Source organism: Brevundimonas sp., from assembly GCF_029945885.1.
Classification (GTDB): domain Bacteria; phylum Pseudomonadota; class Alphaproteobacteria; order Caulobacterales; family Caulobacteraceae; genus Brevundimonas.
The window spans coordinates 61,053-87,636 of the sequence record NZ_JAQSDK010000002.1 but is presented as its reverse complement, the minus strand read 5'-3'; the positions used below and the strand labels follow the sequence as shown (position 1 = coordinate 87,636).

Here is a 26,584-nt window from a genome sequence, read left to right as displayed (position 1 = left end):
GGCCTGCGACCTTCTCCCGCAAGGGGAGAAGGATCTCTACTCTTCCCGGTAAACCACCCCGCCCTTCATCACGAAGCGCACATGTTCCAGCACGGTGACGTCGCTGAGCGGGTCCCCGGACACGGCGATCAGATCGGCCGGCATGCCGACGGTGATCCGACCGGCCTGACCGGCAATCCGCAGATGGTCGGCCGCCACCACCGTGGCTGACCGTACCGCCTCCAGCGGGGTCATCCCGGCCTGAACCAGCAGGGCGAACTCCCGGGCGTTGTCACCGTGGGCCGAGACGCCGCTGTCGGTGCCGAAGGCGATGCGCACGCCGCCGTCATGGGCGCGGCGCGCCATGTCCAGCATCTTTGGACCCGCTTCCAGCGCCTTGGCCGTCTGGGCCGGGGTGAAGAAATTGTCCGGACCGGCGGCGATGCGGGCCACGAAATCCCCGGCCAGCAGCGTCGGCACCAGATAGGTGCCCTCGCGCCGGAACAACCGGATCGATTCCGCATCCAGATAGGTGCCGTGCTCGATCGAGTCGCCGCCGGCACGCAGGAAGGCGTTGATGCCGTCGACGCCGTGGGCGTGGGCGGTGACCTGACGGCCCATCCGGTGCGCGACCTCGACGATCGCGGCCAGTTCGGCGTCGGCGAACTGCTGGCCCAGACCGGCGGCCGTGTTCGACAGCACCCCGCCCGTGGCCGTGATCTTGATGATGTCGGCCCCGGCCCGGACCTGGGTCCGCACCGCGCGCATACAGTCCTCCGGCCCGGAACAGACGCTCTCGGACGACAGCAGATGCATGACGTCTTCGCGGAAGCCGTTGATGTCGCCGTGGCCGCCGTGGATCGAGACCGCCGATCCGGAAGCGATCACCCGGGGTCCCGGGACCTCGCCGGCCGCGATCCCGTCGCGCAGGGCGAAGATGGCGTCATTGGCCGCGCCCAGATCGGCGACGGTGGTAAAGCCGGCCATCAGGGTCCGGCGGGCATAGAGGGCCCCGCGAATGGCCTGGTCGGCGCTGGACTGGGTCACCTCTTCCAGACGCTGGTTCGGGTTCTGCTGGCTGGTCAGATGCACATGGCTGTCAATCAGTCCCGGCAGGACGAAGCCGTCGCGCAGATCCACGGTCCGATCGCCGGTTTCGCTGCCGGAAACGAAGCCGTCGCGGATTTCGACGACCTGGTTCCCTCTGATCACGAGAGTTTTATCGCGCAGCACAATTCCCGTCGACGGGTCGGCCAGAACCCGCCCCGCCTGCACGAACACGGTTCCCCCATCAGGGGAAGCCGTAGGGGTTACGGACGTTTGCCGGGCGCTGGCCGGCGCTGCAGCAAACACAATGGCCGCAATGGCCAGCATTAATGGTTTCACGAAACCCTCCCTGAACAGGTTGGCACCATACTCGCCTTGCGGTTTCCGCCAAGGCTCAGGTTGAACCGGGGCATCGGTTCGTGAAACAACCGGTCATCATTGTTGAGGGCGTCGCATGCGGCTATCGAGACGAGGCATCATTCTTGGCGGTTCGGCCCTGCTTACGGGTTGCGCCACCGCGTCGACCGGGACGCCGCTCGCGTCCGTGGCCGCCCCCCTGGCCGCTCCGGGGGCCGCCGCCCCGATCTCCACCGCCCAGGTCATCGCCCCGCCGCTCGACCCCAATGGTCTGGTCCCCGCGGCCCTGATGGCCCGCGCCATGGCCGCCCTCGACATCCACCACCGCCGGGTGCCGCTGCGCGACCGCATGTATCTGGTCGATTTCAAGCGTTTCTCGGGCGAGGAACGGCTGTTCGAGGTCGATCTGGTCGGCGGCGGCGTCACCGCCTTCCGCACCTGCCACGGCAAGGGATCCGATCCGGCCCATTCCGGCTATGCCCGCAACTTCTCCAACACGCCCGAGAGCTACATGTCCTCGGTCGGGGCCTATGCCACCGCCGGGGCCAACTATGGCGCGCAGCAGGGCCCCAACGTCCTGCTCGACGGTCTGGAATATTCCAACGACAAGGCCCGCGAACGGGCCATCATCGTGCACGGGGCCGACTATGCCGACCCCGAATTCCTGGCCCGCGAAGGCAAGCTGGGTCGCAGCTACGGCTGTTTCTCGGTCTCCCATCTCGACCTGCCCGCCCTGCGCCAGCGGATGGGCGAAGGCCGGCTGCTGTTCGCCGGGGCCTGAGCCGGCTCAGGCCTATTTGATCACGGCCAGCAACACCGCCACCCAGTGGACGGCCGCCGCCGCCACCACATGGCCGTGCCAGATCGCGCGCCGGTAGCGCATCTGTTTGTTGGCGTAGAAGATCACCCCCACCGAATACATCAGCCCCCCGACCGCCAGCAGGATCAGCGGGGCCAGCCCCAGGCTCTGCGTGAAGGGCTGGATGGCGATCACCATCAGCCAGCCCAGCGCCATATAGATGGCGATCCAGAACCCCTTGCCCAGCCCCGGCAGCAGCAGCTTGGCCGCGGCCCCGACGAGCGCCGTGGTCCAGACCGCCGCCGTCATCCCCCAGGCCCAGGCCCCGGTCAGGTGCTGGGTCGTGAACGGCGTATAGGAGCCCGCGATCATGATGAAGATGCCGGCATGGTCGAACCGGCGCAGCAGCGGCTGGAACCGGGCGGCGGCGAAATTATAGGCCGTCGACAGCCCCAGCATGGTCAACAGCCCGACCGCATAGATGGCCGCCGCCGTCAGCCGCCCGACATGGCCAAAGCCGATCGCCAGACCCAGCAGCATCCCGCCCCCGACCAGGGCCAGGGCCAGGCCGGTCAGATGCACGATCAGATCGGCCAGCCGCTCCCTGCCGTCGCGATAGTGGCTGGGCGGTTCGGGCGTCAGGACGTCAGGCACGGGGGGCTCCATCGCGGCCGTTGGGGGCTCCCGATACATGCCACGGCTGCGGGCCCGGCGACACCGGCACATCGGCCCGGCCCGTCTCCACGGACCGAACGGCGGACGTCAGCGGCCAGATTCCGGTTTTCGCTCCGCGATTTGTCGCTATAGCAGCAGACATGACCCGCCCCGGCGGGACCGGGCCAATTGGTGGGGACGCGGGCATGAAGGCGAGATTTCTGTGGCGGGCCTGGCGCGCGCGCGTTCGGGACCAGGCACCGGAACTGGCGGCGATCCGCCGGAACCTCGGCCCGGACGACGTCGCCTGCGACATCGGTGCCAACAAGGGCAGCTACCTCTACTGGATGTCGCGCTGGGCCGGACGGGTCGTGGCCTTCGAGCCCCAGCCGGGCCTGGCCGACTATCTGTCGGACGCCTGCCGCCGGGTCGGTATGGCCAATGTCACCGTCGAACGGGCCGGCGTGTCCGACAGCTCCGGCACCCGCGACCTGTATGTGCCGTCGGAAAACTCGCCCGAGGCCAGCCTGATCCAGCATGCGGACGACCGCGCCATCTCCATTTCCGTCGTCGCCCTGGACGACTATTTCCCGCCCGACCAGCGGATCGCCCTGCTCAAGATCGACGTCGAGGGTGGCGAGCTGGACGTCCTCAAGGGGGCCGAGCGTATCCTGCGCCGGCACCGCCCCGTCCTGCTGATCGAATGCGAACAGCGCCATCTGCAACAGGGCACGGTCGCCGACTGCCTGAACTACCTCGCCGACCTGGGCTATGCCGGGCATTTCCTCGATCGCGGCCGCGCCGTGCCCGTCGCCCTGTTCGAGCCGGCCGTGCATCAGTCGCCGGTCGGCGACCGCTTCTGGACCGCCCCGACCTACTGCAACAATTTCGTCTTCACCCCGGCCTGAGCGCGGCGCGTCAGGCCGTTCGGCTCACCGGCCGTCACAGGTCCCGGTGCCGGGCCACGTGACGGACCGACAGGATCTTACCGCGGCACGCGACCCGGATCACGCAGACTCAACCTTTGAAGAGGCCGAACACCCCGACCTCACCCCAAGGGTAATCCGCTACCCCCGCTCAACCGCGCGCCAGCCGATGTCGCTGCGGCAGAAGCCGCCGGGCCAGTCGATCCTGCGCACGGCGGCATAGGCCCGCTCGCGCGCCTGGACGATGTCGTCTCCGGCGGCGCAGATGTTCAGCACCCGCCCCCCGGCCGCGACCAGCTGGCCATCGTCGCGCCGGCGGGTGCCGGCGTGGAAGACCTGGACGTGTGGACCGAAATCCTGCTCGGCCCCGCGGATGATCGAGCCTTCCAGCGGGCTGTCGGGATAGCCCTTGGCCGCCATAACCACGCAGATCACCGTCTGGTCTTTAAAGCCCAGCCCCGGCAGGCCCGAGACATCGCCCTGGGCGCAGGCCAGCAGATAGGGCACGATGTCCCCGTCCAGCCGCATCATCAGCACCTGGCATTCCGGATCCCCGAAGCGGGCGTTGTATTCGACCACCTTCGGCCCGTCGGCCGTGGCCATCAGCCCGACGTACAGAACGCCGCGATAGGGCGCGCCCTCGGCCACCATCCCCTTCAGCGTCGGCTGCACCACCAGCCGGTCGGCCGCCTCGACCAGCTCGGGCGTGAACACCGGCGCGGGGGAATAGGCCCCCATGCCGCCGGTATTGGGCCCCATGTCGCCGTCGAAGGCGCGTTTGTGGTCCTGGGCCCCGCCCAGCAGCACGGCCCGCTCCCCGTCGCACAGGGCGAACAGCGAGCCCTCCTCGCCGTCCATGAACTCCTCGATCACCACCCGCGACCCGGCGCTGCCGAACCGGCCGCCCAGCATCCGCTCGATCTCGGCCTCGGCGTCGCGCTTGTCGGGGCTGATCGCCACCCCCTTGCCGGCGGCCAGACCGTCGGCCTTGATCACATAGGGGGGTTTGAACACGTCCAGCGCCTGGCGCGCCTCGTGCAGCCGCTCATAGACGCCATAGCCGGCCGTCGGAATCTCGTGCCTCTCCATGAAGCTCTTGGAAAAGGCCTTGGAGGTTTCCAGCTGCGCCGCCTTCTTCGTCGGGCCGAAACAGGGGATGCCCGCCGCCGCCAGCCGGTCGGCCAGACCCTTCTCCAGGGCCGTTTCAGGCCCGACCACCACCAGATCGGCCTTGATCTCGCGTGCCAGCGCCGCCAGCCCCTCGGCATCGTCGGCCTTCACCCCGGTGCGCAGTTCGCCCAGCTTGACCATGCCCGGATTGCCGGGCGCGATGACCAGCCGTTTTACCAGCGGTGACTGGGCAATCTTCCAGGCCAGGGCGTGTTCGCGCCCTCCCGATCCGACAAGCAAGATAATCATTCAGGCGGCATGACCGCCCCGGGCGGACGGGTCAAGCGTCAGCGGGCCTCAACGCCGGTTTGACGGTGGAATCCGCCGCGGGCGATGCCCTCAGGACAGCCGGTCGCGGAAGTCGGTGTAGTCGAATTCACGCACCAGCCGCAGGGCGTCGGTCTCGCTGTCCCACAGGGCGATGGCCGGCAGGGGCACGCCGTTGAAGGTGTTGGTCTTGACCATCGAATAGTGGGCCTGGTCGAGGAAGGCGATGCGGTCGCCCGGCTGGGGCGCGGCGGCAAAGCCATAGTCGCCGATGATGTCCCCGGCCAGGCAGGACGGCCCGCCGATCCGCACCGTCACCCCGTCCGCGACCTCGCCCAGCAGCGCCGGCCGGTACGGGGCCTCGATCACATCGGGCATGTGGCAGGTGGCCGACAGGTCGCTGATCGCCACCGCCATGCCGTTGTCGAAGGTGTCGAGGATCTCGCCGACCAGGATGCCGGCGTCCAGGGCGATGGCCTCACCCGGTTCCAGGTAGACCTGCACCCCGTGACGTTCGCTGATCCCGCGCACCAGGGCGACCAGGTCGTCGCGGCGATAGTCGGCCCGGGTGATGTGGTGCCCGCCCCCCAGGTTCAGCCAGGTCAGCCCGCCCGTCATCCCGGCCAGCTTCGGCTCCAGCGAGGCCCAGATCCGCTCAAGCGGCTCGAACCCCTGTTCGCACAGGGCATGGATATGCAGGCCGTCGACGCCCTCAAGATGCTCCGGCTTCAGCTGCGACACCGGAAAGCCCAGCCGCGAGCCGGTCTGGCAGGGGTCGTATTTGGCCACCTCGGCCTCGCTGTGCTCCGGGTTCAGCCGCAGGCCGATGTCGAACACCTCACCCGCCGCCCGCGCCTCCGCGATCAGGTCGGCGAAGCGCGCCATCTGGTCGGGCGCGTTGAAGATCACCGAATCCGACAGCCGCAGGATCTCCGGCAGGTCGGCGCGCCTGTAGGCCGGCGAATAGGTGGTCAGATGGCCGTGATAATGCTCCCGCGCCAGCCGCGCCTCCCACAGGCCCGAGGCGCAGGTCCCGTCCAGATAGTCCCCGACCAGATCGCCCAGCGACCACATCGAAAACGCCTTCAGCGCCAGCAGCACCTTCGCCCCCGACCGGTCCCCCACATCCTGCAGGACGGCGAGGTTGCTCCGCACCGCCGCCGCATCGACCACGAAACAGGGCGACGGCACGCGGCTCAGGTCAAAACGGGCGAATGCGCCGGGCCCGGCGGCCTTGGTTTCCATCGTCGGGTCCGATCAGAAGGCCAGGGGCGCGTCCAGCTCGCGCGCCTGCCACGGCAGGCCGTGTTTGTTCAGCATGTCCATGAACGGATCGGGGTCCATCTGCTCCATGTTGAACACCCCCTCGCCTGTCCACTGGCCGGTCAGGATCAGCGCCGCCCCGATCATGGCCGGGACGCCGGTGGTGTAGCTGACCGCCTGGTTGCCGGTCTCGGCATAGGCGGCCTCGTGGTCGCAGATATTGTTGACATAGACCGTCTTGGTCTGGCCGTCCTTCACGCCGGTGGCGATGGTGCCGATATTGGTCTTGCCCTTGGTGATCGGGCCCAGCGAGGCCGGCTCGGGCAGCAGGGCCTTCAGGAATTCGATCGGGATGATCTCCCGCCCCTGGAACATCATCGGCTCGATCCGGGTCATGCCGACGTTCTCCAGCACCTCGAGGTGTTTCAGATAGGAGTCACCGAACGTCATCCAGAAGCGGATGCGTTTGATTTCCGGATAGAATTTGGCCAGCGATTCCAGCTCCTCATGGTACATGAGGTACATGTTCCTCGGCCCGACCTGATCGAAGTCGAACACCTGTTTGTGGCTCAGGGCCGGCCCCTCGATCCACTGGCCGTTCTCCCAGTGGCGCGACGGGGCGGTCACTTCGCGGATATTGATCTCGGGATTGAAATTGGTCGCGAACGGCAGGCCGGTGTCGCCGCCGTTGCAGTCCAGGATGTCCAGGGTGTCGATCCGGTCCAGCAGGTGTTTCTTGGTCCAGGTGGCGAAGACCGAGGTCACGCCGGGATCGAAGCCGCTGCCCAGCAGGGCCATCAGCCCGGCCTTTTTGAAGCGGTCCTGATAGGCCCACTGCCAGCTGTATTCGAATTTCGCCTCGTCGCGCGGCTCATAGTTGGCGGTGTCCATATAATGGACCCCGGCCGCCAGGCAGGCGTCCATCACGTTCAGGTCCTGATAGGGCAGCGCCAGATTGACCACCAGCGCCGGCTTGACCGCCCGGATCAGGGCCGTGGTCGCGGCCACGTCATCGGCGTCGATCTGCGCCGTCTCGATGGTCACGCCGGTGCGCGCCTTCACGGAGTCCGCGATGGCGTCGCATTTGGACAGGGTCCGGCTGGCCAGGGTGATGTGCGAAAACACGTCCGCATTCATCGCCATCTTGTGAATCGCGACCGATCCGACGCCGCCGGCACCGATAACCAACACCCTGCTCATAGGCAGATCTCCTGAACTTCATCGTCTGTGCGGCCTGTCGGCCGCCTTGGGGTGGGGGCCATATCACGACACGGAGGGGGGGGCTAATGGACGGATCGTGATCGGGAGGACAGGCCGCGCGGCGCGCCTCTTCGTATGTTCGGGCCCGGGTGGCAAGTCCGGGTGACCCGATCCCGGCACCGGATCGTCGCTTCTGCCGTTCCCGTCGCGCCCTCGCCCCGCTAGTCTGCCGCCATGAGTGACGACTCCTATGTGTTCGAGGGTCCGGCGGACGAACCGGCGGCCCCGCGCGACAACAACCCGCCCCTGTCGATCTCGGAGCTCAGCTTCGCGCTCAAGCGCACGCTGGAGGAGCGGTTCGGCCATGTCCGGCTGCGCGGCGAGATCTCCAAGGTCAACCGCCACGCCTCGGGCCACATCTATCTGACGCTGAAGGACGACAAGTCCGCCATCGACGGCGTCGTCTGGAAGGGCTCGGCCCGCGGCCTCGGCATCCAGCCCGAGCCGGGGCTGGAGGTTATCGTCACCGGCAAGATCACCTCCTACCCCGCCCGCTCCTCCTACCAGATCGTCATCGAGACGATGGAGGCCGCCGGGGCCGGGGCCCTGCTGGCCCAGCTGGAGCGGCTGAAGGGCAGGCTGCGCGAAGAGGGCCTGTTCGACCCCGCCCGCAAACAGCCGATCCCGACCTTCCCCGCCGTCATCGGCGTCATCACCAGCCCGACCGGGGCGGTGATCCGCGACATCCTGCACCGCATCGCCGAGCGCTGGCCCTGCCGCGTCATCGTCTGGCCCTGCGTGGTCCAGGGCGACGCCGCCGCCGGTCAGGTCGCCAATGCCATCCGGGGCTTCGATGCGATCACGCCGGGCGGCCCCGTCCCCCGCCCCGATGTGGTCATCGTCGCCCGCGGCGGCGGTTCGGTCGAGGATCTGTGGGCCTTCAACGACGAGGCCCTGGCCCGCGCCGTGGCTGCGGCCCGCATCCCGATCATCTCGGCCGTCGGGCACGAGACCGACACCACATTGATCGACTTCGTCTCCGACCGTCGCGCCCCGACCCCGACCGGCGCGGCCGAGATCGCCACCCCGGTGCTGGCCGACCTGCGCTACACCCTTGCCGATCTGGACCGCCGCCTGACCGGCGCCGGCGGCCGGCTGATCGAGGAGCGTCGCATACGGCTGCGCGCCGTGTCACGCGGCCTGCCCGCCCGGCCCGAGGACCTGCTGGCCCTGCCGCGCCAACGCCTCGACCATGCCGCCAGCCGTCTGGGCTCGGGCCTGCAGCGCGGCGTCGACCGCCAGACCGCCCGTTTCGCCGGGGTCTCCGGCCGCTTCGGCCGCGGCCTGCTGGACCGGGTCATCGAACGCCGCACCGACCGTCTTTCGGCCGTCGGGGCCCAGCTGGCCCCGGCCCTGACCCGCTCGATCCAGACCCGCGAAACGGCCCTGATCCGCCTGACGGCCCGGCTGTCACCCGAGCCCCTGCGTCGCCGTCTGGACCAGCGCGCTGCCCGGCTCGAGGCGGTGATCGCCCGGTTCACCCCCATCCTGCCCCGCCGTCTCGACGAGTCGGGCGTCGCCCTGTCCGCCCTGACCCGGGCCCTGGCCAGCCTCGACCCCGGCCGGCCCAAGCCCGGCTTCGCCCGCGTCGAGGACAGCGACCGCCACTGGCTGACCTCGGCCGCCGCCCTGTCCCCCGGTCAGGCCGTGCGTCTGGTGTTCGCCGATGGCGCGACCGGTGCCCATGTCGACGCCGAAGACGGCACCGCCCCGACAGCCCCGGCCCGGCCCGCGCCCCGGCCTCCGGCGCGTCCGAAGGCGACGCCGCCCGGCCAGGGTGACCTGTTCTGAGCCCCGCCTGCAGGGGCAGCTCCGCTTTTCACGTCTGAGCCACGTCCCGGTGCTGCCCGAAAGCGGACGCTCCTAATGTCCGCTGAGGGGGGGAAGCGGACATAGGCGAACCGCTCGCCTATTGGGCGTTGAGGTCCGAACTCACGCGCTGGAGAATCGTCATCGCTCTTGCCCGATCTTTATTCGTCCGCCTCCTCTGCCGCGCAGCTTTCAGTTCAAATGGCAACCTAAGCAAAGAAGCGGCCACGAGAGCGATAAAACCTAAGTAGCGATAGGATAAAACATCGCGATTTTCTGCAATGAAGGAAATCCAAAACGCGACACCAGCACAAAGGTAAAAGGTCACAATCACAAACGTGACAGGGATCGGGTAGAGACTGCGCTGATTGGATGTTGGCTCCATTCTTTTGAGCCTAAGCAAAAATGGCTGTTTTGCAATCATCGGACGCAAACGGCGAATGTCCACAACGGGTCGGAAGCGGACCTACCGGCCTCTACGTTTCCGGTTTCGAGGTTCCCGCCGCTCAAAACGCTGCAGCCAGACTGCGAATCTCCAGAAGAATACCGCGACCCACGGCACGGCCCAGATGACGGCCAATGAGACGGTTATCCGATTAAAGCCTATGAGTGAGAGGGGGACCCAGACAGCCATGACTATGAGGGGAAGCGTAAATCTCGCCCTCAGATCGTCGTCCCACTCGCGATCTATCCAGCTAATAAGTGACGCAAAGCGCATTGTCGGAGGGTGTCGGAACTTCGGGATGTCCGCAATGGGTCGGGAGCGGACCTTAGTCGACAACGACGGCCTCACCGATGAACCGCCCGTCCCACAAATAGAACTTCCCCGCTTCGCGCAGGGCCCGCGCAGCTTTCTCACCGGACATGAAGACGAACCCGAGACGCTTCGTTTCTCCCGGGTGCAGCGGCTCGTCGCGAAGCAGCGGCAGGCAATCCCATGCCTCCAGCGGCTCATTCTGATGGATCATACAGGGCAAGAGGAAGCCGGGGCGAAGGGCATCCCTCCGACCACCATCCGCAGTGGCATAGAGGGTAAGGTCTGCCGTAAGTTCGGGCTCGGCGGTGCGTTGGATGATATCGCGGGTCATCACTCGACGATGGTCTGGGCCGCGAATGTCCGCAATGGGGGGTGGGCAGGCTTTCAGCTTTCCCCCAACAGCGGACGTCGAGCGGCACCAGCCCAAGCCTGTCTCTGAAATCCCGCCCCCGGCGCGGCGGGCTATCAGGGTCCCGCCCCCATACGACACCGTGTTGGTGAGACGCCCATGTCCGCCGACCGCCAAACCCGGTGGCACAAAGCCGGGCACGGCGGTATCATCGGCCAATGAACGCACCGACCCCCACCGACGAAGCCACCCTCCACTATGGCGACGGCGAATTCGCCGTTCTGCGCCCCGGCCGTTTCGTGCGCTGCGCCGTCAGCGCCCGCGCCATCCCGCTGGAAGCCCTGCGCTACTGGTCGGCCGAGCATCAGGAGGCCTATTTCAGCCCCGAGGAAGCCCGCACCCGCATGGTGGCCGGCCAGTGAACACCAGTCGTCGCGGCCTGCTGACCGGTGCCGCGGCCACCCTGGCCGCCGGGCCGGCGCTGGCCCGGAGACAGGACACGCTGCGGCTGACCGGTAATTTCGTCCAGGGCGGCCACGCGATCGGCACCACCTGGCCCGGGGCCCTGATCTTCGTCGACGGCGAGGCCCTGGCCACCGCGTCCGGCACCGGCGTCTTCATCGTCGGCTTCGACCGCGACCAGACCGGCAGCGTCGCCATCGAGGCCCGCGCGGGCGACCGCTCGGCCCGGCGCGTGCTCGACATCGCCCGCGTCGACTTCCCCAGCACCCGCATCAACGGCCTGCCCGCCGCCACCGTCACCCCGTCCGATCCGGCCCTGCTGGAACGGATCCGCCGCGAGGTCGCCCTGAAGACCGAGGGCTTCGCCAGCCGGATCGACGCCGACCATTTCAGCGACGGCTTCACCTGGCCGCTGGCCCGGTTCCGCATCAGCAGCCGCTGGGGCAGCCAGCGCATTCTCAACGGCACCCCGGCCCGGCCCCACTACGGCATCGACCTGGCCGCCCCGGCCGGCACCCCGATCCGGGCCCCGGCGGCCGGGCGCGTGACCCTCAGCCAGCCGGACCTGCATTTCGAGGGCGGTCTCGTGCTGATCGACCACGGCCAGGGCCTGATCACCGCCTATCTGCACCAGTCCCGCATAGAGGTTGAGGCCGGACAGGACCTGCAGCGCGGCGACGTGATCGGCCGGGTCGGCATGACCGGCCGGGCCACCGGCCCGCACCTGTGCTGGCGTGCCAAATGGCGCGACCGCAACCTCGATCCGTCGCTGTTCATTCGCGCATAGAAGGAAAGCCGCGACGTCTGGGTAGAACGTCCCTCTACTGATGGACCGGCCGGGTGAATGTGGTTAAACAGCGCCCGCGCGCATCCCGCGCTGATGGCCGACCGAAACCCGATGGCAGACCTCAAGGCGATCGAGATCATGCTGATCGACGACAATCGGCAGATGCGCGCCATCACGGCCGCGATCCTGCAGGCGGCCGGCTGTCGCATGATCCGGGAAATGGGTGACGGGGCCGCGGCCCTGCAGTCCCTGCACCAGAAGGGTGTCGACCTGGCCATCGTCGACTTCAACATGTTCCCGCTGGACGGCGTCGCCTTTACCCGGCTGGTCCGCAACAGTGCCGACAGCGTCGACCCCTTCCTGCCTATCATCATGATGACCGGCCATTCGGCCAAACACCGGGTGATGGAGGCCCGGGACGCCGGGGTGACCGAGTTCGTCACCAAACCCTTCACCCCCAAGGCCCTGCTCGACCGGATCCATGCGGTGATCCAGAATCCCCGCCCCTTCGTCCGCACCGAGGGCTATTTCGGTCCTGACCGTCGCCGCCGGCAACAGCCGGGCTATGCCGGTCCGCTGCGGCGGGCGTCGGATCGCGAAAGCGTGGTCTATCTTCCCGAGTAGACCGGTTTGGGCCAGCGTTTGTGCACCCAGAACCAGTCGACCGGATGTTCGCGCACCCGCTCCTCGACAAAGGTCGTCACCGCCTGCACGCCGCGGGCGATGTCGGCGCTGCGGTCACCGGTCGACTCCAGTTCGATCGGCTCGTGCACCGTCAGCCGGAAACGCACGCCGGGCAGCCGCGTCACCGACATCGGCTGCAGCACCGTGCCGAAGCGCAACGCCAGCCGGCTCGGTCCCGGGGCGGCGTTGACCGGATGGCCGAAGAAGGTCACCTCGGGTCCCTCCGAGAATTTCTGGTCATTCATCAGCGCCACCGACTCGCCGCGCTGCATCCCGGCCAGCAGTTCCCGCGCGCCGTCCCCGCCCTTGGGCGCGAACAGCTTGACCCCGTAGCGGGCCCGGTTGGCGCGGATCTGGCGGTCGACATAGGGGTTGTTGGTGGCGCGATAGGTAATCTGGCACGGAATGCCCGCCGCCAGGATCACCGCCGGCATCAGTTCGAAATTGGCGAAATGGCCCGAGACGAAGACCACGGGCCGCTTCTCGTTACGGATTGCCTCCAGCCGTTCGGCCCCGACGATCTCGATCCGTCCCGAGGCCGGGGTCAGCCGGTCCATCATCGTCAGCTCGGCGAAGGTCCGCCCCGTCTGCTCCCACTGGGCCATGGCCAGCCGCGCGCGCTCGACCGGGTCCATGTCCGGAAAGGCCAGGGTCAGGTTGCGCAGCACCGTGCGGTGCACGCTCGTCATCGGTCCAAAGGTCCGCAGCAGCCGCCCGCCCAGGGCCGAGGCCCGCTCCAGCCCCAGGGCCCGCAGACCCGCGATCAGGGTGGCGAAGGCGGCGGCCTGCAGCCGCCACGCCACGCCCTGACCGAGGCCGACCGTGTCGGCCTTGTCGTCCTTACCAGGCAATGGTGATCCCGCCGTCCACCACCAGGGTCTGGCCGGTCATATAGGTCGAGGCCGGCGCGGCCAGATAGACCGCCGCCCCGGCGATCTCGTCGGGCTGACCGATCCGCTTCAGCGGGGCCGGGTCGGTGGCCAGTTTCAGGATCTCGGGATTCTCCCACAGGTAGCGGGCGAAATCGGTCTGGACCAGGCCGGGCGCGATACAGTTGCAGCGCACGTTCGACGGCCCCCACTCGACCGCCAGGTTGCGGGCCAGCTGCATGTCGGCGGCCTTGGAGACATTATAGGCCCCGATCAGGGCATTGCCGCGCAGGCCCCCGATCGACGACACCAGGATCACCGACCCCTCCCTGCGCGCCAGCATCTGCGGCGCGACCATCTGCGTCAGCCAGTGGTTGGCCAGCACATTGTTGTGGAAGATCTTCTCGAACTGCTCGTCATTGATGCCCGACATCGGCCCGGCATAGGGGTTGCTGGCGGCGTTGCAGACCAGGATGTCGATCTTGCCGAAGGCGGCATTGGTCTCGTCGACCAGCCGCTGCAGGTCCTCCTTCGAGGCGATATTGGCCGGGATGGCGATGGCCCGGCCCTCGCCGTGTTTGGCATTGATCGCCTGGGCGACCTCGTCACACGGCCCGGCCTTGCGCGAGGAGATGACGACCTTCGCGCCATGTTCGGCCATCCGCTCGGCGATGGCCTTGCCGATCCCCTTGGATGAGCCGGTGATGATGGCGACCTTGCCGGTCAGATCAAACAGTTCCATGCGAATCCCCGCAATTCTTCAAAGAGTGGACTAGGCGTTACGCCCTGATACCCCGATACTCGGGCGATTCCATCCGGGAAGACGGGATTCTCCGTTCCCCCGGTCTGGTGAACCGATGCGCACACTGACGACCACCATCCTGTTCTGCTTCTACGTCTTCGTGGCGATGACCGTTGGTGCCTTCCTGTGGCGCGCGGGCCTCGGCCTCGGCGCGGGGGTTGCGGCCACCTTCGGCACCCTGGGCCTGTTCGCCGCCGGTCACGGCCTGGTCGCCGGCCGTCTGGGCCGGATGGCCCTGTCCCGCGAGGTCGAACAGGTGCGCGAGGCCCACCGCCTGCTGGCCGACGCCCTGGAGTCGACCCAGGGGGCCCTGACCGAACTGGCCAGGGCCATCGAGACGGGGGCCCTCAGCAGCAATGAGGCCCTGTCCGACGAGGTCCGCATGCTGGAGACCCTGATCCAGCAGATGAGCCACAGTATCGACGCCCGCCTGTCCGCCCCGGCCCCGGCCCCGGTCGACACCCATGAGGGCCGTCGCCATCAGCAGTCCAACGCCCTGCTGGCCACCATCCACGACGCCCTCAGCGAGAACCGCGTCGACCTGTACCTCCAGCCGGTCGTCTCCCTGCCCCAGCGCCGCACCATCTTCTACGAAAGCTTCACCCGGCTGCGCGACTCGACCGACCGGGTGATGATGCCGGCCGAATACCTGTCCGCCGCCGAGGGCGAGGGTCTGGTCCCCGCCATCGACAACCTGCTGCTGTTCCGCTGCGCCCAGATCGTGCGCCGTCTGGCCAAGCAGGACCGCAAGGTCGGCGTCTTCTGCAATGTCGCCCTGACCTCGCTGGGCGACGAGACCTTCTTCCCCCAGTTCCTCGACTTCCTCAGCGAGAACCGCGACCTGAACCAGGCCCTGATCTTCGAACTGGGCCAGGCCACCTTCGACGCCCGCGGCGCGATCGAGGCCCGCAACATGGCCAAGCTGGCCGACCTCGGCTTCCGCTTCTCGCTCGACAAGGTCCAGACCCTCGACCTCGACTTCGCCGACCTGCAGCGCTCGGACGTGAAATTCATCAAGGTCGCCGCCGACCTGCTGATCGAACAGCTGCTGGACCTCGACGGGGCCGCCCCCTCGGCGGCGATGCGCGACATCCGCGCCGCCGATTTCGCCGCCCTGACCCGCCGCTACGGCGTCGAACTGATCGCCGAAAAGGTCGAGAGCGAACGCCAGATCGTCGACATCCTCGAACTGGACGTCAGCATGGGCCAGGGCCACCTGTTCGGCGAACCCCGCGCCATCAAGGAAGCCGTGCTGGCCGAGACCGACCCCCCGGCCGACTTCCTGCGCTCCACCCTGCGCAGCGCCGAACAACGCCGCCGGTTCGGGTAGAAACGAAAGCCGGCAACCCGCTTCCTTCTCCCCTTGAGGGAGAAGGTGCCCCCGCAGGGGGCGGATGAGGGGTGAAAAACCGCCCCTTCCGGTCTAGACTCGGCCCATGCTCAAGCCATCCGAGCGCACGCGAACCGCCGCCCGCCGCTCCCGCCGGGAGCCGACGATGGCCGAGGCTGCGGTTTGGACCATACTGCGGCACCGGCGGCTGGAGGCGTTCAAATTCCGCCGCCAGATGCCAATCGGGCCCTATGTGGCCGACTTCTGCTGTCCGTCCCTGAAGTTGATCATCGAGCTGGACGGCGGGGTCCATGTCCTGAGGACCGACAGCGATGCGCGACGGGACCGCTGGCTGACGGACGTCGCCGGTTTTACCGTCCTGCGCTTTGGCAATGAGGCGATACTGAACAATCCGGCCCTGTTGTTCGACGCGGTTCGCGAGCATGCGGCGCGCCAATCCTGAGTCCGGGCGTTTCACCCCTCATCCGGCCCTCCGGGCCACCTTCTCCCTCAAGGGGAGAAGGAAGCGGGTTGCCCGCCCCCGCGCCTGTCTACGGTAAAGCTGAGACTTTTCAGGGTTTCAGGGCTTACCCTGTCATGACCTATCCCAGCTCAGCCCTCGTCTGCCGCCAGAGAGTCTCCGACCTGATCCGCCAGGCCGTCCCCGAAACCGACGCCGACCGGCGTCAGGCCCTGCTGGTCATGGCCGACCACTGGGGCGAGCTGCTGCGCCTGCGCCCGCAACAGCCCGACGATCACCAGCGCCGGCCGTCGTCGCGCCAGTAGACCCGTTCGCGGCCATAGCGATAATCGCGGTTGTAGCCGCCGAAGCCATAGCCGCACGGATCCTCCTCGGCCGACAGTTCCCGCCCCAGCAGGGCCCCGGCCGCCGCGCCGATCGCGGCGCCGATCTCCCGGTCGTCGCGCCCGGCCACCGCCGCCCCGACCGCCGCGCCCAGCAGCGCGCCCGCCGCCATCGCCTGCTCGCGGTTGCGGGCATAATCCCGCTCGCAGGCCGAGGCATAGTCACCCGTCGTCGCGCACCCGGCCAGCACCAGGGTGCAGGCCGTCGCCGCCGTCAGTCCCTTCAGATATCGCATCACGTCTCTCCCTCAGGCTCCGCAGGACCAACACCCGAGCGGGCGGAGTGTTCCGGGGGGGCTTCTGCCGAAAGGGGACGCCCCCCTGTCGTCATCCTTCGGCCCGGCGCAGCCGGGACCGGAGGACCCAGCGGCGCGCGACAGCGCGATCTGTTCAGGCAGGATGCGATGGGCAGCCTTCCTTCTCCCCTTGAGGGAGAAGGTGCCCCCGCAGGGGGCGGATGAGGGGTGAGACAGCCGGATTCAGGGTTTGCGCGCCGCATGCTCGCGAACTGCGTCGAACACCAGGGCCGGATTGTTCAGTATCGCCTCATTGCCGAAACGCAGGACGGTGAAACCGGCCACAGCCGTCAGCCACTGATCCCGTCGCGCGTCGCTCTCCGTTCGCAGCGCATGAACGCCACCGTCCAGTTCAATGATCAGTTTCAGCGACGGACAGCAGAAGTCGGCCACATAGGGCCCGATCGGCATCTGGCGGCGGAATTTGAAGGCCTCAAACCGCCGGTGCCGGAGCATGGTCCACACCGCAGCCTCGGCCATCGTCGGCTCACGGCGGGAGCGGCGGGCGGCGGTTCGGATACGCTCTGATGGCTTGAGCATAGCCGGAGGATAGACCGGAAAGGCCTGTGTTTCACCCCTCATCCGGCCCTCCGGGCCACCTTCTCCCTCAAGGGGAGAAGGAAGACAGAGCTGCCCCGTGCGACACAAATACCCAAAACCCCCCTATCGCCCCGCCCCAACCCCCTGTTTCCCAACCCCTTCCCTAAAAACCCGCCCCAAAAACCCGCCGGGGTCCAGACCCGTGTCAGACTCCGCCTCATCCCGTCGATGGGGAGGGCGTCGGATCCACGCTGCTCGACGACGGCGGGCTGTGGCCGAGCGATGAAGCCGGGGAGAGGCGTATCTCCGGGGCCCTCGCCGGGCGGGGACGGATCCCGCCCGCTTGCTCGCCGCGCGCCTTCGGGTCGTGACCGCTGTCGGCACCGACCGGCACGTCCGCCCCCTGTCCCGCCCGGCAACGGACGGGGCGGCGAGTCGCCAAGGCCCGAACAGGGCCGGCAGGCGACGGGCGCGTGGAAAACGGCCACGCGGGGCGCTGTGTCTCGTCGAAACGGTATTTCATTCCTGCACCGGGCGAGCCCCGGTCGCCCCGCGCCCGCCCCGACCGTCCGGCCGCCGCCCGACGGGGCCGACCCCTGCCCGCAACCCGACGTCCCGGAGCCCGCCATGCGATCCCGCCGCCCCAGCCGAAGCGACCGCCACCGGGCCGCGGTCTATGCGATCCAGCGTATCCGCCTCGAAGGCCTGCTGACCGGGGCCTACACCCCGCGTTGCGACCGCGAGGCCATGTATCTGGACCTGAGCCGCCGGGGTGCCCGCGTCGCCATCGAGGACTTCATCCTGTCGCCCGCCCTGTTGCTGCTCGAGACCATGACTCCGGAACTGAACCCTGAAGCCGACGACGAAACCTTCACCGCCGACACTGAACCGGCTATCCCCCGTCCATGACCCTGCCGCATCCGCTCCCGCACCTCGCCGCCGTCGCCGACGACTATGACATCCTGCTCTGTGACGTCTGGGGCGTGATCCACAACGGCCGCGAAAGCTGGCCCGACGCCTGCGAGGCCCTGGCCCGGTTCAACCGCGAGCCCGGCCCCAACGGCCCGCGCCATGTGGTGCTGATCTCCAACTCGCCGCGCCCGGCCAGCGACGTGGTGGCCCAGCTGGACGGCCTCGGCGTGCCGCGCGAATCGTGGCGCGCCTTCGTCACCTCGGGCGACGCCACCCGGATGGAGCTGGCCCGGCGCGCGCCCGGCCCGGCCTGGATCATCGGCCCCGGTCGCGACTGGCCCCTGTACGAGGGGCTGGGCCTGCACACCGCCCACGGGGCCGCCGACGCCGCCTTCATCTCGGTCACCGGCCCCGACGACGACACCACCGAAACGCCCGAGGACTATCGCGAACGCCTGACCCCGGCCGTGGCCCGTGATCTGGAACTGATCTGCGCCAACCCCGACCGGGTGGTCCAGCGCGGTGACCAGCTGATCTATTGCGGCGGGGCCCTGGCCGACCTGTATGAGTCCATGGGCGGCCGGGTCACCATGGCCGGCAAGCCGTTCGGGCCCATCTACGCCCTGGCCATGATCGAGGCGGAACGTCTGCTGGGCGCGCCCGCCAACCGCGCCCGGGTCCTGTGCATCGGCGACGGGGTGATCACCGATGTGCGCGGGGCCAACCAGCAGGCGCTGGACTGTCTGTTCATCGCCCAGGGTATCCACGGCGATGCCGCGCGCAGCCCGGACGGGGCGCTGGACCCGGCCCGCGCCGGGGCCCTGCTGAAGGCCGAGACCACCTTCGCCCGCTACGCCGCCCTCGATCTCGCGTGGTGACGCTCGCCAATTCAACCGCCGGGCGCTAACAGGGGCCGATGACCGAACAACATCCCTCCGGCGGCTATATTCTCGAAGAACTGTCCGTCGGCATGACCGCCGAGAAACAGGTCGAGATCACCGAAGCCCGGATCCAGCATTTCGCCGAGGCCTCCGACGACTTCAATCCCGTCCATATGGATGAGGAGTTCGCGTCGAAGACCGCCTATCGCGGCCGGATCGCCCACGGCCTGCTGTCGGCCTCGGTCGGCTCGGCCGTGGTCGGCACCATCCTGCCCGGCGCCGGGGCCATCTACCTCAGCCAGACCCTGGCCTTCCACAAGCCGGTGCGCATCGGTGACATCCTGATCGCCCGCGTCACCGTCGCCGCCGTCGATCCGGAGAGCGCCCGCGTGATCCTGACCGCCGAGGGCTATGTCGGCGATGATCTGGTCATGAACGGCGAGGCCACCGTCCGCGTCCCGCGTCGGCGCCGCCCCGCAAAGGCCTGACATGCCGGTCGAGGTCATCCGCGACTGGCGCGACCTGACCCCTGACCAGAAGGGGGCCGCGGTCGCCATCGGGGCCTTCGACGGCGTCCATCGCGGCCACCAGGCCGTGATCGCCACGGCCCGCGCCGCCGCCCGCGACCTCAAGGTGCCGCTGGCCGTGGTCAGTTTCGACCCCCACCCGCGCCGCTGGTTCCAGCCCGACGCCGCCCCCTTCCGCCTGATGACCCCCGACCAGATGGCCCGCGCCCTCGAACCGCTGGGCGTCGACCGCCTCTACCTGCTGCCCTTCGACGCCGACATGGCCGCCATGTCGGATGAAGCCTTTGCGCGGGAGGTGCTGGCTTCGGGACTGGGGATTCGCCACGCCGCCGTCGGGTTCGACTTCACCTTCGGCAAGGGCCGGACCGGGTCGCCCGAGGCCCTGCGCCGCTACGGCACCGACCTCGGCTTCAGCGCCTCGGTCGCCGACCGGCTCGATGATCCCAACGGGCTGAAACTATCGTCCAGTGCCGTGCGCGAGGCCCTGAAGGCCGGGGACATGGATCGCGCCGCCGCCATTCTCGGCCGCCCTTTCGCCATCGCCGGCGCGGTCGTGCACGGCGACAAGCGCGGCCGCACCATCGGCGTGCCGACCGCCAATGTCCCGCTGGGCGACTATATGCGCCCGGCCTATGGCATCTACGCCACCCGCAGCCGCCTTGAGGACGGCCGGGTCATCGACGGCGTCGCCAATCTCGGCATCCGGCCGATGTTCGAGACCGAACAGCCGATGCTCGAGGTCTGGCTGTTCGATTTCGACGGCGACCTCTACGGCCAGAGCCTGGAGACCGACCTGATCGCCCGCCTGCGCGGCGAAATGAATTTCGACGGTCTGGAACCGCTGAAAGTCCAGATCGCCGCCGATGCCGTCGCCGCCCGCGCGGTGCTCGGGGCTAGTCGATGACCTTCAGCAACTGCTCCGTCAGCGGCGGCTGACCGGGGACCAGAACGTCAACGACCCGCCACGACTGGCCCTCCTTCATCAGTTTCAGCGTCTGCCGGTGAGTCTCGCCCAGATTGGAGAACACCACCGCCGCCTCGGCCGTCGTCGCCCCGCTCTCGGTCACCACCACCGACTCGAGCACCAGCCCGCTGCTGTCCTGACAGCCGCAGATCGGGTCGTGGTTCAGAAAGGGGGCCTCCCCGTCCGCCTTGCGGAAATCGGCCCCGATCATGGCGTTCAGCGTCCGCCCGTAGATCGGGTCCCGCCCCGGCGGCAACGGCTCCAGCCCCCGGCCGTCCCCGGCGTAAACGGCATAAAGGGCCCGCACGAACGGCTCCGGCCCCTCCAGCGCCGCGGCATAGATGGCCGGTCGCCCCGGCGGCAGGGCCGCGACCAGCTCGGCGGCAGGCCGGATCTGCTCCGGCTGATGATCGGAACAGGCAGCCAGCCCCGCCAGGGCGGCGAGAGCGAACGGAACGGCCGAAAACGGAACACGCATGCGAAATCTCCCCTGTCGCCCCACTATCCCGTCCCCCTCCCCCGCTGGCAAGGCGCACACGGGTATGGCGCAGCCCCCCGCCCCTCTGCTAGACCGCCCGAACCATGACCGTCCGCGTCCTTCGCCCGATTTCGATTAGCCGCCCGGCGTAAGATCCCCGAAGACGGGGGTTGAGGCCTCGGCCTCGCATACGCCGGGATCGAACCTGATGCGTCAGTCGGCCAGCCGGCCGTCGGCGCACCCGAATGACCTGCGAACGATCACCCTGAACACGCCGAGACACCGCATGGCCGACGCCAAAACTCCCGAGTCCCCCACCGGCCGCGACTATCGCGAGACGGTCTTCCTGCCCGAAACGCCCTTCCCGATGCGCGGCGGCCTGCCCCAGAAGGAACCGCTGATCCTCGAAAAATGGGGCGACCTGTACGCCACCCTGCGCGCCGCCCGTCAGGCGCAGAAGGCCCCGCTGTACGTGCTGCACGACGGTCCCCCCTATGCCAACGGCGACATCCACATCGGCCATGCCCTCAACAAGACGCTGAAGGATTTCGTCGTCCGCAGCCGTTTCCTGCTCGGCTATGACGTCGACTACGTTCCCGGCTGGGACTGCCACGGCCTGCCGATCGAATGGAAGATCGAGGAACGCTTCCGCAGCCAGGGCAAGCGCAAGGACGAGGTCTCCAAGGCCGAATTCCGCGCCGCCTGCCGCGAATACGCCGCCGGCTGGATCGACGTACAGCGCGACCAGTTCAAACGCCTCGGCATCACCGCCGACTGGGACAACCGCTACGCCACGATGGATTTCGGCACCGAGGCCGCCATCGTCCGCGAGTTCCACAAATTCAAGAATTCAGGCCAGCTGTACCGCGGCTCCAAGCCGGTCATGTGGTCGCCGGTCGAGCGCACGGCCCTGGCCGATGCCGAGATCGAATACCACGACCACGTCAGCCCGACGATCTGGGTCAAATTCCCGGTCACCGGCGCGACCGACGATCATCCCGATGACCTGCTGGCCTTCCGCCATGCCAATCCGTCGATCGTCATCTGGACCACCACGCCCTGGACCATCCCGGCCAACCGCGCCATCAGCTACGGCCCCGAGATCGCCTATGGCCTGTATGAGGTCACGGCGATGGAGACCGGGCTGGAGTTCGAACCCTGGGCCAGGCCGGGCGACCGGCTGATCCTCGCCGACAAGCTGGCCGAAGAGGTCTTCAAGGCCGCGAAGATTGCGACCTGGACCCGGCTGGACACGATCAATCCGTCGGGCCTGGAATGCGCCCACCCGCTGGCGGCCCTGTCGTCCGGCTACGGCTTCTCCGTGCCCCTGCTGGCCGGCGACCATGTCACCGACGACGCCGGTACCGGCTTCGTCCACACCGCCCCGGGCCACGGGGCCGACGACTTCGACGTCTGGAAGGCCCACGGCCATCACGAAGTGCCGGACACGGTCGACGCCGAGGGGGCCTACTATCCGTCCGTCCCCCTGTTCGCCGGCCTCAAGGTGCTGGAGACCGAAGGCAAGAAGACCGGTAAATTCGGGCCCGCCAATCCGGCGGTGATGGAGAAGCTGATCGAGGCCGGCACCCTGCTGGCCCGCGGCCGGATGGAGCATTCCTATCCGCACAGCTGGCGCTCCAAGGCCCCGATCATCTTCCGCAACACCCCGCAGTGGTTCATCCGCATGGACGAACCCCTGAAGGACGGCGACACCCTGCGCGACAAGGCCCTGACGGCCATCGACGCCACCGCCTTCCATCCGGTCGCCGGCAAGAACCGCATCCGTTCGATGGTCGAGGGCCGGCCCGACTGGCTGGTCAGCCGCCAGCGCGCCTGGGGCACGCCACTCGCCATGTTCGTCGACAAGGAAACCGGCCAGCCCCTGCATGACGACACGGTCGATGCCCGCATCCTGGCGGCCATCACCGAGGGCGGGGCCGACGCCTGGTTTGACCGCCCCGATTCAGACTTCCTCGGCAGCCACGACCCGAAACGCTACGAGAAGATCGGCGACATCCTCGACGTCTGGTTCGACTCCGGCTGCACCCACGCCTTCACCCTGGAGCCGCGCGTGCCGGCCCTGGGCTATGTCGGCGACCGCCCGTCACACTGGCCCGCCGACCTGTATCTCGAGGGCTCGGACCAGCATCGCGGCTGGTTCCAGTCCAACCTGCTCGAAGGCTGCGGCACCCGTGGCCGCGCGCCCTATGAGGCCGTGCTGACCCACGGCTTCACCCAGGACGAGAACGGGGAGAAGATGTCCAAGTCCAGGGGCAACACCACCGACCCGGCCGTCATCATCAAGGAGTCGGGGGCCGACATCCTGCGTCTCTGGGTCGCACTCGTGGACTACGCCGAGGACCAGCGGATCGGGAAGCAGATCCTGCAGACCACGGTCGATGCCTATCGCAAGCTGCGCAACACCGTCCGCTACCTGCTGGGGGCCGTGGCCGATTTCGACGAGGCCGAACGCCTGCCGCTGGACCAGATGCCGCCGCTGGAGAAATTCATCCTGCACCGCCTGTGGGAACTGGATGGCCAGGTGCGCGACGCCTATGCCGACTACCGTTTCCAGGACGTGGTCCGCCCGGTGCTGGAGTTCTGCTCCAACGACCTGTCCTCCCTGTATTTCGACATCCGCAAGGACAGCCTCTATTGCGACCGGCCCGACGCGATCCGTCGCCGCGCCGCCCGTACCGTCATGCATGAGGTCTTCCTCCGCCTGACCGCCTGGCTGGCTCCCCTGACCCCCTTCACCATGGAGGAGGCCTGGACCACCCGCTATCCGGACGCCGGCACCAACTGCCTGCGGGTCATCCCCGAGACCCCGGCCGCGTGGAAGAACGCCGACGAGGCCCGCCGCTGGGAGACGGTCGAGACCGTGCTCGAGGTCGTCAACGAGGCGCTGGAAGAGTCGCGCCGCGCCAAGACCATCGGCGGGGCCCTGGACGCCTGGCCGGTCGTCACCGGCCCGGCCGGGGCTTTCGCCGCCTTCGAAGGCCTGGACCCGGCCGAGGTGTTCCGCACCTCGGGGGCCGAACTGGTCACCGGCGGCGATACCGTCAGCGTCCAGGTCAAACTGGCCGACCATCCCAAATGCGCCCGTTCCTGGCGCCGGGTCCCTGACGTCGGCTCCGACCCCGTCTACCCCGAGCTCAGCGCCCGTGACGCCGACGCGGTGCGCTGGTGGGACAGCACGCACGCTACCTGAACCCCCCTCCTCCGCGGGGGAGAGGGGCGGGATCAATGCCCGCGACACCTCGCAGCGCATGACCCTTCGTCACACCCAGCGGGACACGCAACAATCCTGCGGGTTTTCAGGACCTTGATGCACGTCCCTCCCGCCTTGACCTTCGCCCCCCTCGCCTATAGGTTCCGCGCCGAATTCAGACCCGTACCGGCCCTGTCGGAACGCTGAGCAAAACAACCCATGTCCCTGCCCAAGGAATCGCGCGAAGAGGCGATCAAACGCCTCAACGACAGCGCCTCGGCTCTCGAAGCGCGAACCGCGCGGCCGGAGCATCAGGCAGCGGGTCATGCGGCCGCCAGTCAGGCGTGGCGTATCCTCGCCGACCTGTTTGGCGGTGTGTTTGTTGGTCTGGCGGCGGGCTTTCTCGTGGACCGGTTCTTCGGAACCGCCCCCGCGGGCATTATCGGCGGTGTCCTTCTGGGCTTCGTCGTTTCGATCTGGATGGCGCGCCTGACGGCGAATCGTCTGATGGCGCAGGCAAAACTCGAGGGCGAACCGAAGTCGGTTCCGTTCGACGAAGACGAAGAAGACTAAGGACCCGATGGCCGATCCGATTCATCAGTTCCAGATCCAGTCCCTCCCGGGCCTGGATTTCGGTGACGTCACCCTGCCGATCATCGGCACGGTGCACCTCGCCGTGACCAACTCCCATCTGGCCATGACCGTGGCCTTCGGCCTGGTGGTCCTGTTCCTGTCCCTGGTGACCGCCAAGGCCCAGGTTGTGCCCGGCCGGATGCAGGCCGCAGGCGAGGCCTTGTTCGGCATGATCGATGATCTGGCCGAATCGATCATCGGCCATGAGGGCAAGGCCCTCTTCCCCTTCATCTTCACCGTCTTCACCTTCATCCTGGCCATGAACCTGCTGGGTCTGTTCCTCAGCTTCACCGCCACCTCGCAGCTGGCCGTGACGGGCACCTTCGCCCTGCTGACCATCGGCCTGGTGCTGATCATCGGCTTCGCCAAACACGGCATCGGCTTCTTCAAGCTGTTCGTGCCGTCGGGCGTGCCGTGGCCGGTTCTGTTCCTGGTGGTGCCGATCGAGTTCGTCTCCTTCCTGCTGCGCCCCATCACCCTCGCCCTTCGTCTGTTCGGCAATATGCTGGGCGGTCACGTGGCGCTGAAGGTCTTCGCCGGCTTCATCGTCGCCCTGGGCGGACTGGCGGCCTCGGGCGGCCTCGGCTATCTCGGCATTCCGGGCGCAGCCCTGTCGCTGGGCATGGTCGTCGGCCTGACCGCGCTGGAGTTCCTCGTGGCCTTCCTTCAGGCCTTCGTTTTCGCTGTTCTGACCTGCGTCTATCTCAATGACGTGGTCAATCTGGGTCACGGCCACTAGGCCCGACCTGTCTTTCTCGCCAACCAACGACCAACAGGACTAATACAATGCAAGTGGATCCCGCCCAGGCCGTCGAGGCCGCCGCCGCTACCGTCGACGCTGCCAAGGCCATCGGTGCCGGCCTCGCCACCCTCGGTATGATCGGTGCCGGCATCGGCGTCGGCAACATCTTCGGCAACTTCCTCTCGGGTGCCCTGCGCAACCCGTCGGCTGCCGGCAGCCAGATCGGCAACCTGTTCGTGGGCGCCGCCCTCGCCGAAGCCCTGGGCATTCTCGCCTTCGTGCTCGGCATCCTGATCTTCTACGGCTGATCCCGTTCCGGCGACGGCGTGGTCCCTGAGGGTCACGCCGTCGCGCCTGATTTCAAGACAGACGACCCATGGCCCCTGCACCTGATACCGTTCTTCATTCCGAGGTCCCGTCCCCGCTCGACGTGGCGGATACCCATGCCTCGACCGAAGCCTCGCACGAGGCCGAAGGCGGCGGCCTGCCCCAGTTCGAGTTCCAGCACTGGTTCGGCCAGATCGTCTGGCTGATCGTCCTGTTCGTCGCCCTCTACCTGCTGATTTCCCGGGTCTTCGCCCCGCGTCTGCGCGGCGTCATCGATCAGCGCGCCTCGACCATCGCCACGGCGGTGGAAACGGCCCGCAAGGTTCAAACTGAAGCCGCCGGCCAGGCCGAGATCGCCAAGGCCGAGGTTGCCGAGGCCCGCGCCACCTCGCGTTCCATGGCCACTGCCGCCAAGACCCGTGTCGCTGACGAGGCCGCCCGTCGCGGTGCCGTCGAGGAAGCCGTCGTCAATGCCCGCATTGCCGAGGCCGAAACCGCCATCGGCAAGACGCGTGACGCGGCCATGACCAATGTTTCCACCATCGCGGCCGACACGGCCGCCGCCATCGTCGAGCGCCTGACCGGCACCAAGGCCGGTGCCGCTGAGATCGCCGCGGCCGTCAAGGGAGCCGCCTGAC

At 68.2% G+C, this 26,584-nt stretch carries 30 protein-coding genes; 18 read left to right on the top strand and 12 right to left on the bottom strand.

Annotation, left to right across the window (positions count from 1 at the left end; translation table 11 throughout):
- Nucleotides 1–36: 36 nt before the first annotated feature.
- Nucleotides 37–1,365 carry an amidohydrolase family protein gene (locus PSV00_RS00900; RefSeq protein ID WP_300443734.1) on the bottom strand — a complete coding sequence of 443 codons (1,329 nt, stop codon included), beginning with the start codon at nucleotides 1,363–1,365 and terminating at the stop codon, nucleotides 37–39.
- A gap of 115 nt (nucleotides 1,366–1,480) precedes the next feature.
- Between PSV00_RS00900 and PSV00_RS00895 the strand changes: the two genes are divergently transcribed.
- Entirely contained in the window at nucleotides 1,481–2,164 is a 684-nt protein-coding gene (locus PSV00_RS00895) for a murein L,D-transpeptidase catalytic domain-containing protein (protein WP_300443731.1), read from the top strand.
- A 12-nt stretch (nucleotides 2,165–2,176) separates the two neighbouring features.
- Here PSV00_RS00895 and PSV00_RS00890 read toward each other — a convergent pair whose 3' ends face one another.
- On the bottom strand, nucleotides 2,177–2,836 hold the full coding sequence (locus tag PSV00_RS00890; RefSeq protein ID WP_300443729.1) for a hemolysin III family protein: 660 nt from the start codon (nucleotides 2,834–2,836) through the stop codon (nucleotides 2,177–2,179).
- A 206-nt stretch (nucleotides 2,837–3,042) separates the two neighbouring features.
- Here PSV00_RS00890 and PSV00_RS00885 point away from each other — a divergent pair, with 206 nt between their 5' ends.
- On the top strand, nucleotides 3,043–3,744 hold the full coding sequence (locus tag PSV00_RS00885) for an FkbM family methyltransferase (RefSeq protein ID WP_300443728.1): 702 nt from the start codon (nucleotides 3,043–3,045) through the stop codon (nucleotides 3,742–3,744).
- A gap of 159 nt (nucleotides 3,745–3,903) precedes the next feature.
- On the opposite strand, the gene purD is transcribed toward PSV00_RS00885, so the two are convergent.
- The 3 genes from purD to PSV00_RS00870 all read right to left on the bottom strand — a co-directional run bounded on the left by purD (nucleotide 3,904) and on the right by PSV00_RS00870 (nucleotide 7,662).
- Complete coding sequence (gene purD / locus PSV00_RS00880; protein WP_300443726.1) at nucleotides 3,904–5,181, bottom strand: phosphoribosylamine--glycine ligase; 1,278 nt, start codon at nucleotides 5,179–5,181, stop codon at nucleotides 3,904–3,906.
- A gap of 90 nt (nucleotides 5,182–5,271) precedes the next feature.
- Nucleotides 5,272–6,444 carry a carboxynorspermidine decarboxylase gene (locus PSV00_RS00875; RefSeq protein WP_300443724.1) on the bottom strand — a complete coding sequence of 391 codons (1,173 nt, stop codon included), beginning with the start codon at nucleotides 6,442–6,444 and terminating at the stop codon, nucleotides 5,272–5,274.
- 12 nt (nucleotides 6,445–6,456) lie between these two features.
- Nucleotides 6,457–7,662 carry a saccharopine dehydrogenase family protein gene (locus PSV00_RS00870; protein WP_300443721.1) on the bottom strand — a complete coding sequence of 402 codons (1,206 nt, stop codon included), beginning with the start codon at nucleotides 7,660–7,662 and terminating at the stop codon, nucleotides 6,457–6,459.
- Between the two features lie 234 nt (nucleotides 7,663–7,896).
- On the opposite strand from PSV00_RS00870, the gene xseA reads away from it, so the two are divergent.
- A complete protein-coding gene (gene xseA, locus PSV00_RS00865; RefSeq protein ID WP_300443719.1) occupies nucleotides 7,897–9,513 on the top strand; it encodes an exodeoxyribonuclease VII large subunit in 1,617 nt (538 codons plus the stop codon).
- Between the two features lie 118 nt (nucleotides 9,514–9,631).
- Here xseA and PSV00_RS00860 read toward each other — a convergent pair whose 3' ends face one another.
- Both PSV00_RS00860 and PSV00_RS00855 read right to left on the bottom strand, forming a co-directional pair.
- Nucleotides 9,632–9,964, bottom strand: coding sequence for a hypothetical protein (locus tag PSV00_RS00860; protein WP_300443717.1), 333 nt, complete (start codon nucleotides 9,962–9,964; stop codon nucleotides 9,632–9,634).
- A 337-nt stretch (nucleotides 9,965–10,301) separates the two neighbouring features.
- Nucleotides 10,302–10,619 carry a hypothetical protein gene (locus PSV00_RS00855; protein WP_300443714.1) on the bottom strand — a complete coding sequence of 106 codons (318 nt, stop codon included), beginning with the start codon at nucleotides 10,617–10,619 and terminating at the stop codon, nucleotides 10,302–10,304.
- Nucleotides 10,620–10,855: 236 nt separating this feature from the next.
- Between PSV00_RS00855 and PSV00_RS00850 the strand changes: the two genes are divergently transcribed.
- The 3 genes from PSV00_RS00850 (at nucleotide 10,856) to PSV00_RS00840 (ending at nucleotide 12,510) form a co-directional block, all read left to right on the top strand.
- Nucleotides 10,856–11,059: a DUF2093 domain-containing protein gene (locus PSV00_RS00850; protein ID WP_300443712.1), complete on the top strand. Its 204-nt coding sequence runs from the start codon at nucleotides 10,856–10,858 to the stop codon at nucleotides 11,057–11,059.
- Nucleotides 11,056–11,886, top strand: coding sequence for a M23 family metallopeptidase (locus PSV00_RS00845; protein WP_300443710.1), 831 nt, complete (start codon nucleotides 11,056–11,058; stop codon nucleotides 11,884–11,886). The genes PSV00_RS00850 and PSV00_RS00845 overlap by 4 nt, the downstream gene beginning before the upstream one ends.
- Nucleotides 11,887–11,997: 111 nt before the next feature.
- A complete protein-coding gene (locus PSV00_RS00840; protein WP_300443709.1) occupies nucleotides 11,998–12,510 on the top strand; it encodes a response regulator in 513 nt (170 codons plus the stop codon).
- Here PSV00_RS00840 and PSV00_RS00835 read toward each other — a convergent pair.
- Together PSV00_RS00835 and PSV00_RS00830 are read right to left on the bottom strand one after the other, a co-directional pair.
- Entirely contained in the window at nucleotides 12,495–13,421 is a 927-nt protein-coding gene (locus tag PSV00_RS00835) for a lipid A biosynthesis acyltransferase (protein ID WP_300443707.1), read from the bottom strand. The two genes, PSV00_RS00840 and PSV00_RS00835, sit on opposite strands and share 16 nt — an antisense overlap.
- Complete coding sequence (locus PSV00_RS00830; protein WP_300443703.1) at nucleotides 13,411–14,181, bottom strand: SDR family oxidoreductase; 771 nt, start codon at nucleotides 14,179–14,181, stop codon at nucleotides 13,411–13,413. Before PSV00_RS00830 ends, PSV00_RS00835 begins: the two co-directional genes overlap by 11 nt.
- A 115-nt stretch (nucleotides 14,182–14,296) precedes the next feature.
- Between PSV00_RS00830 and PSV00_RS00825 the strand changes: the two genes are divergently transcribed.
- The 3 genes from PSV00_RS00825 to PSV00_RS00815 all read left to right on the top strand — a co-directional run bounded on the left by PSV00_RS00825 (nucleotide 14,297) and on the right by PSV00_RS00815 (nucleotide 16,357).
- On the top strand, nucleotides 14,297–15,571 hold the full coding sequence (locus tag PSV00_RS00825) for an EAL domain-containing protein (RefSeq protein ID WP_300443701.1): 1,275 nt from the start codon (nucleotides 14,297–14,299) through the stop codon (nucleotides 15,569–15,571).
- A gap of 106 nt (nucleotides 15,572–15,677) precedes the next feature.
- A complete protein-coding gene (locus PSV00_RS00820) occupies nucleotides 15,678–16,034 on the top strand; it encodes an endonuclease domain-containing protein (protein WP_300443700.1) in 357 nt (118 codons plus the stop codon).
- Nucleotides 16,035–16,168: 134 nt separating this feature from the next.
- Nucleotides 16,169–16,357 (top strand): hypothetical protein, encoded by a 189-nt coding sequence (locus PSV00_RS00815; RefSeq protein WP_300443698.1) that lies wholly within the window; start codon nucleotides 16,169–16,171, stop codon nucleotides 16,355–16,357.
- Here PSV00_RS00815 and PSV00_RS00810 read toward each other — a convergent pair.
- Entirely contained in the window at nucleotides 16,327–16,671 is a 345-nt protein-coding gene (locus tag PSV00_RS00810; protein ID WP_300443696.1) for a glycine zipper 2TM domain-containing protein, read from the bottom strand. The genes PSV00_RS00815 and PSV00_RS00810 overlap by 31 nt on opposite strands.
- A gap of 243 nt (nucleotides 16,672–16,914) precedes the next feature.
- Nucleotides 16,915–17,271 carry a DUF559 domain-containing protein gene (locus PSV00_RS00805; RefSeq protein ID WP_300444275.1) on the bottom strand — a complete coding sequence of 119 codons (357 nt, stop codon included), beginning with the start codon at nucleotides 17,269–17,271 and terminating at the stop codon, nucleotides 16,915–16,917.
- 627 nt (nucleotides 17,272–17,898) lie between these two features.
- On the opposite strand from PSV00_RS00805, the gene PSV00_RS00800 reads away from it, so the two are divergent.
- Genes PSV00_RS00800 through PSV00_RS00785 form a run of 4 tightly spaced genes read left to right on the top strand, consistent with a single transcriptional unit; the run spans nucleotide 17,899 to nucleotide 20,495 of the window.
- Entirely contained in the window at nucleotides 17,899–18,180 is a 282-nt protein-coding gene (locus PSV00_RS00800; RefSeq protein WP_300443693.1) for a hypothetical protein, read from the top strand.
- On the top strand, nucleotides 18,177–19,061 hold the full coding sequence (locus tag PSV00_RS00795) for a TIGR01459 family HAD-type hydrolase (RefSeq protein WP_300443691.1): 885 nt from the start codon (nucleotides 18,177–18,179) through the stop codon (nucleotides 19,059–19,061). Before PSV00_RS00800 ends, PSV00_RS00795 begins: the two co-directional genes overlap by 4 nt.
- A gap of 38 nt (nucleotides 19,062–19,099) precedes the next feature.
- Entirely contained in the window at nucleotides 19,100–19,552 is a 453-nt protein-coding gene (locus tag PSV00_RS00790) for a MaoC family dehydratase (RefSeq protein ID WP_300443690.1), read from the top strand.
- A gap of 1 nt (nucleotide 19,553) precedes the next feature.
- A complete protein-coding gene (locus PSV00_RS00785) occupies nucleotides 19,554–20,495 on the top strand; it encodes a bifunctional riboflavin kinase/FAD synthetase (RefSeq protein ID WP_300443689.1) in 942 nt (313 codons plus the stop codon).
- Here PSV00_RS00785 and PSV00_RS00780 read toward each other — a convergent pair.
- Nucleotides 20,485–21,033: a DUF3828 domain-containing protein gene (locus tag PSV00_RS00780; RefSeq protein ID WP_300443687.1), complete on the bottom strand. Its 549-nt coding sequence runs from the start codon at nucleotides 21,031–21,033 to the stop codon at nucleotides 20,485–20,487. The two genes, PSV00_RS00785 and PSV00_RS00780, sit on opposite strands and share 11 nt — an antisense overlap.
- A gap of 286 nt (nucleotides 21,034–21,319) precedes the next feature.
- On the opposite strand from PSV00_RS00780, the gene ileS reads away from it, so the two are divergent.
- The 5 genes from ileS (at nucleotide 21,320) to PSV00_RS00755 (ending at nucleotide 26,583) form a co-directional block, all read left to right on the top strand.
- Nucleotides 21,320–24,244, top strand: a complete 2,925-nt coding sequence (ileS, locus tag PSV00_RS00775) for an isoleucine--tRNA ligase (protein WP_300443686.1) — start codon at nucleotides 21,320–21,322, stop codon at nucleotides 24,242–24,244.
- Nucleotides 24,245–24,463: 219 nt separating this feature from the next.
- Nucleotides 24,464–24,817: an AtpZ/AtpI family protein gene (locus PSV00_RS00770; protein ID WP_300443684.1), complete on the top strand. Its 354-nt coding sequence runs from the start codon at nucleotides 24,464–24,466 to the stop codon at nucleotides 24,815–24,817.
- A 7-nt stretch (nucleotides 24,818–24,824) separates the two neighbouring features.
- Nucleotides 24,825–25,616 carry a F0F1 ATP synthase subunit A gene (locus PSV00_RS00765; protein WP_300443681.1) on the top strand — a complete coding sequence of 264 codons (792 nt, stop codon included), beginning with the start codon at nucleotides 24,825–24,827 and terminating at the stop codon, nucleotides 25,614–25,616.
- A gap of 47 nt (nucleotides 25,617–25,663) precedes the next feature.
- A complete protein-coding gene (locus tag PSV00_RS00760) occupies nucleotides 25,664–25,927 on the top strand; it encodes a F0F1 ATP synthase subunit C (RefSeq protein WP_300443679.1) in 264 nt (87 codons plus the stop codon).
- Nucleotides 25,928–25,995: 68 nt separating this feature from the next.
- On the top strand, nucleotides 25,996–26,583 hold the full coding sequence (locus PSV00_RS00755) for a hypothetical protein (RefSeq protein WP_300443677.1): 588 nt from the start codon (nucleotides 25,996–25,998) through the stop codon (nucleotides 26,581–26,583).
- Nucleotide 26,584: the final 1 nt, after the last annotated feature.

Excerpts from the sequence above, each read along its gene's own strand:
- PSV00_RS00895 (WP_300443731.1), top strand. The coding sequence starts at position 1,481 with ATGCGGCTATCGAGACGAGGCATCATTCTTGGCGGTTCGGCCCTGCTT.
- PSV00_RS00885 (WP_300443728.1), top strand. The coding sequence starts at position 3,043 with ATGAAGGCGAGATTTCTGTGGCGGGCCTGGCGCGCGCGCGTTCGGGAC.
- purD (WP_300443726.1), bottom strand. The coding sequence starts at position 5,181 with ATGATTATCTTGCTTGTCGGATCGGGAGGGCGCGAACACGCCCTGGCC.
- PSV00_RS00875 (WP_300443724.1), bottom strand. The coding sequence starts at position 6,444 with ATGGAAACCAAGGCCGCCGGGCCCGGCGCATTCGCCCGTTTTGACCTG.
- PSV00_RS00870 (WP_300443721.1), bottom strand. The coding sequence starts at position 7,662 with ATGAGCAGGGTGTTGGTTATCGGTGCCGGCGGCGTCGGATCGGTCGCG.
- xseA (WP_300443719.1), top strand. The coding sequence starts at position 7,897 with ATGAGTGACGACTCCTATGTGTTCGAGGGTCCGGCGGACGAACCGGCG.
- PSV00_RS00855 (WP_300443714.1), bottom strand. The coding sequence starts at position 10,619 with ATGACCCGCGATATCATCCAACGCACCGCCGAGCCCGAACTTACGGCA.
- PSV00_RS00850 (WP_300443712.1), top strand. The coding sequence starts at position 10,856 with ATGAACGCACCGACCCCCACCGACGAAGCCACCCTCCACTATGGCGAC.
- PSV00_RS00840 (WP_300443709.1), top strand. The coding sequence starts at position 11,998 with ATGGCAGACCTCAAGGCGATCGAGATCATGCTGATCGACGACAATCGG.
- PSV00_RS00830 (WP_300443703.1), bottom strand. The coding sequence starts at position 14,181 with ATGGAACTGTTTGATCTGACCGGCAAGGTCGCCATCATCACCGGCTCA.
- PSV00_RS00825 (WP_300443701.1), top strand. The coding sequence starts at position 14,297 with ATGCGCACACTGACGACCACCATCCTGTTCTGCTTCTACGTCTTCGTG.
- PSV00_RS00820 (WP_300443700.1), top strand. The coding sequence starts at position 15,678 with ATGCTCAAGCCATCCGAGCGCACGCGAACCGCCGCCCGCCGCTCCCGC.
- PSV00_RS00815 (WP_300443698.1), top strand. The coding sequence starts at position 16,169 with ATGACCTATCCCAGCTCAGCCCTCGTCTGCCGCCAGAGAGTCTCCGAC.
- PSV00_RS00810 (WP_300443696.1), bottom strand. The coding sequence starts at position 16,671 with ATGCGATATCTGAAGGGACTGACGGCGGCGACGGCCTGCACCCTGGTG.
- PSV00_RS00805 (WP_300444275.1), bottom strand. The coding sequence starts at position 17,271 with ATGCTCAAGCCATCAGAGCGTATCCGAACCGCCGCCCGCCGCTCCCGC.
- PSV00_RS00800 (WP_300443693.1), top strand. The coding sequence starts at position 17,899 with ATGCGATCCCGCCGCCCCAGCCGAAGCGACCGCCACCGGGCCGCGGTC.
- PSV00_RS00795 (WP_300443691.1), top strand. The coding sequence starts at position 18,177 with ATGACCCTGCCGCATCCGCTCCCGCACCTCGCCGCCGTCGCCGACGAC.
- PSV00_RS00790 (WP_300443690.1), top strand. The coding sequence starts at position 19,100 with ATGACCGAACAACATCCCTCCGGCGGCTATATTCTCGAAGAACTGTCC.
- PSV00_RS00785 (WP_300443689.1), top strand. The coding sequence starts at position 19,554 with ATGCCGGTCGAGGTCATCCGCGACTGGCGCGACCTGACCCCTGACCAG.
- PSV00_RS00780 (WP_300443687.1), bottom strand. The coding sequence starts at position 21,033 with ATGCGTGTTCCGTTTTCGGCCGTTCCGTTCGCTCTCGCCGCCCTGGCG.
- ileS (WP_300443686.1), top strand. The coding sequence starts at position 21,320 with ATGGCCGACGCCAAAACTCCCGAGTCCCCCACCGGCCGCGACTATCGC.
- PSV00_RS00770 (WP_300443684.1), top strand. The coding sequence starts at position 24,464 with ATGTCCCTGCCCAAGGAATCGCGCGAAGAGGCGATCAAACGCCTCAAC.
- PSV00_RS00765 (WP_300443681.1), top strand. The coding sequence starts at position 24,825 with ATGGCCGATCCGATTCATCAGTTCCAGATCCAGTCCCTCCCGGGCCTG.
- PSV00_RS00760 (WP_300443679.1), top strand. The coding sequence starts at position 25,664 with ATGCAAGTGGATCCCGCCCAGGCCGTCGAGGCCGCCGCCGCTACCGTC.
- PSV00_RS00755 (WP_300443677.1), top strand. The coding sequence starts at position 25,996 with ATGGCCCCTGCACCTGATACCGTTCTTCATTCCGAGGTCCCGTCCCCG.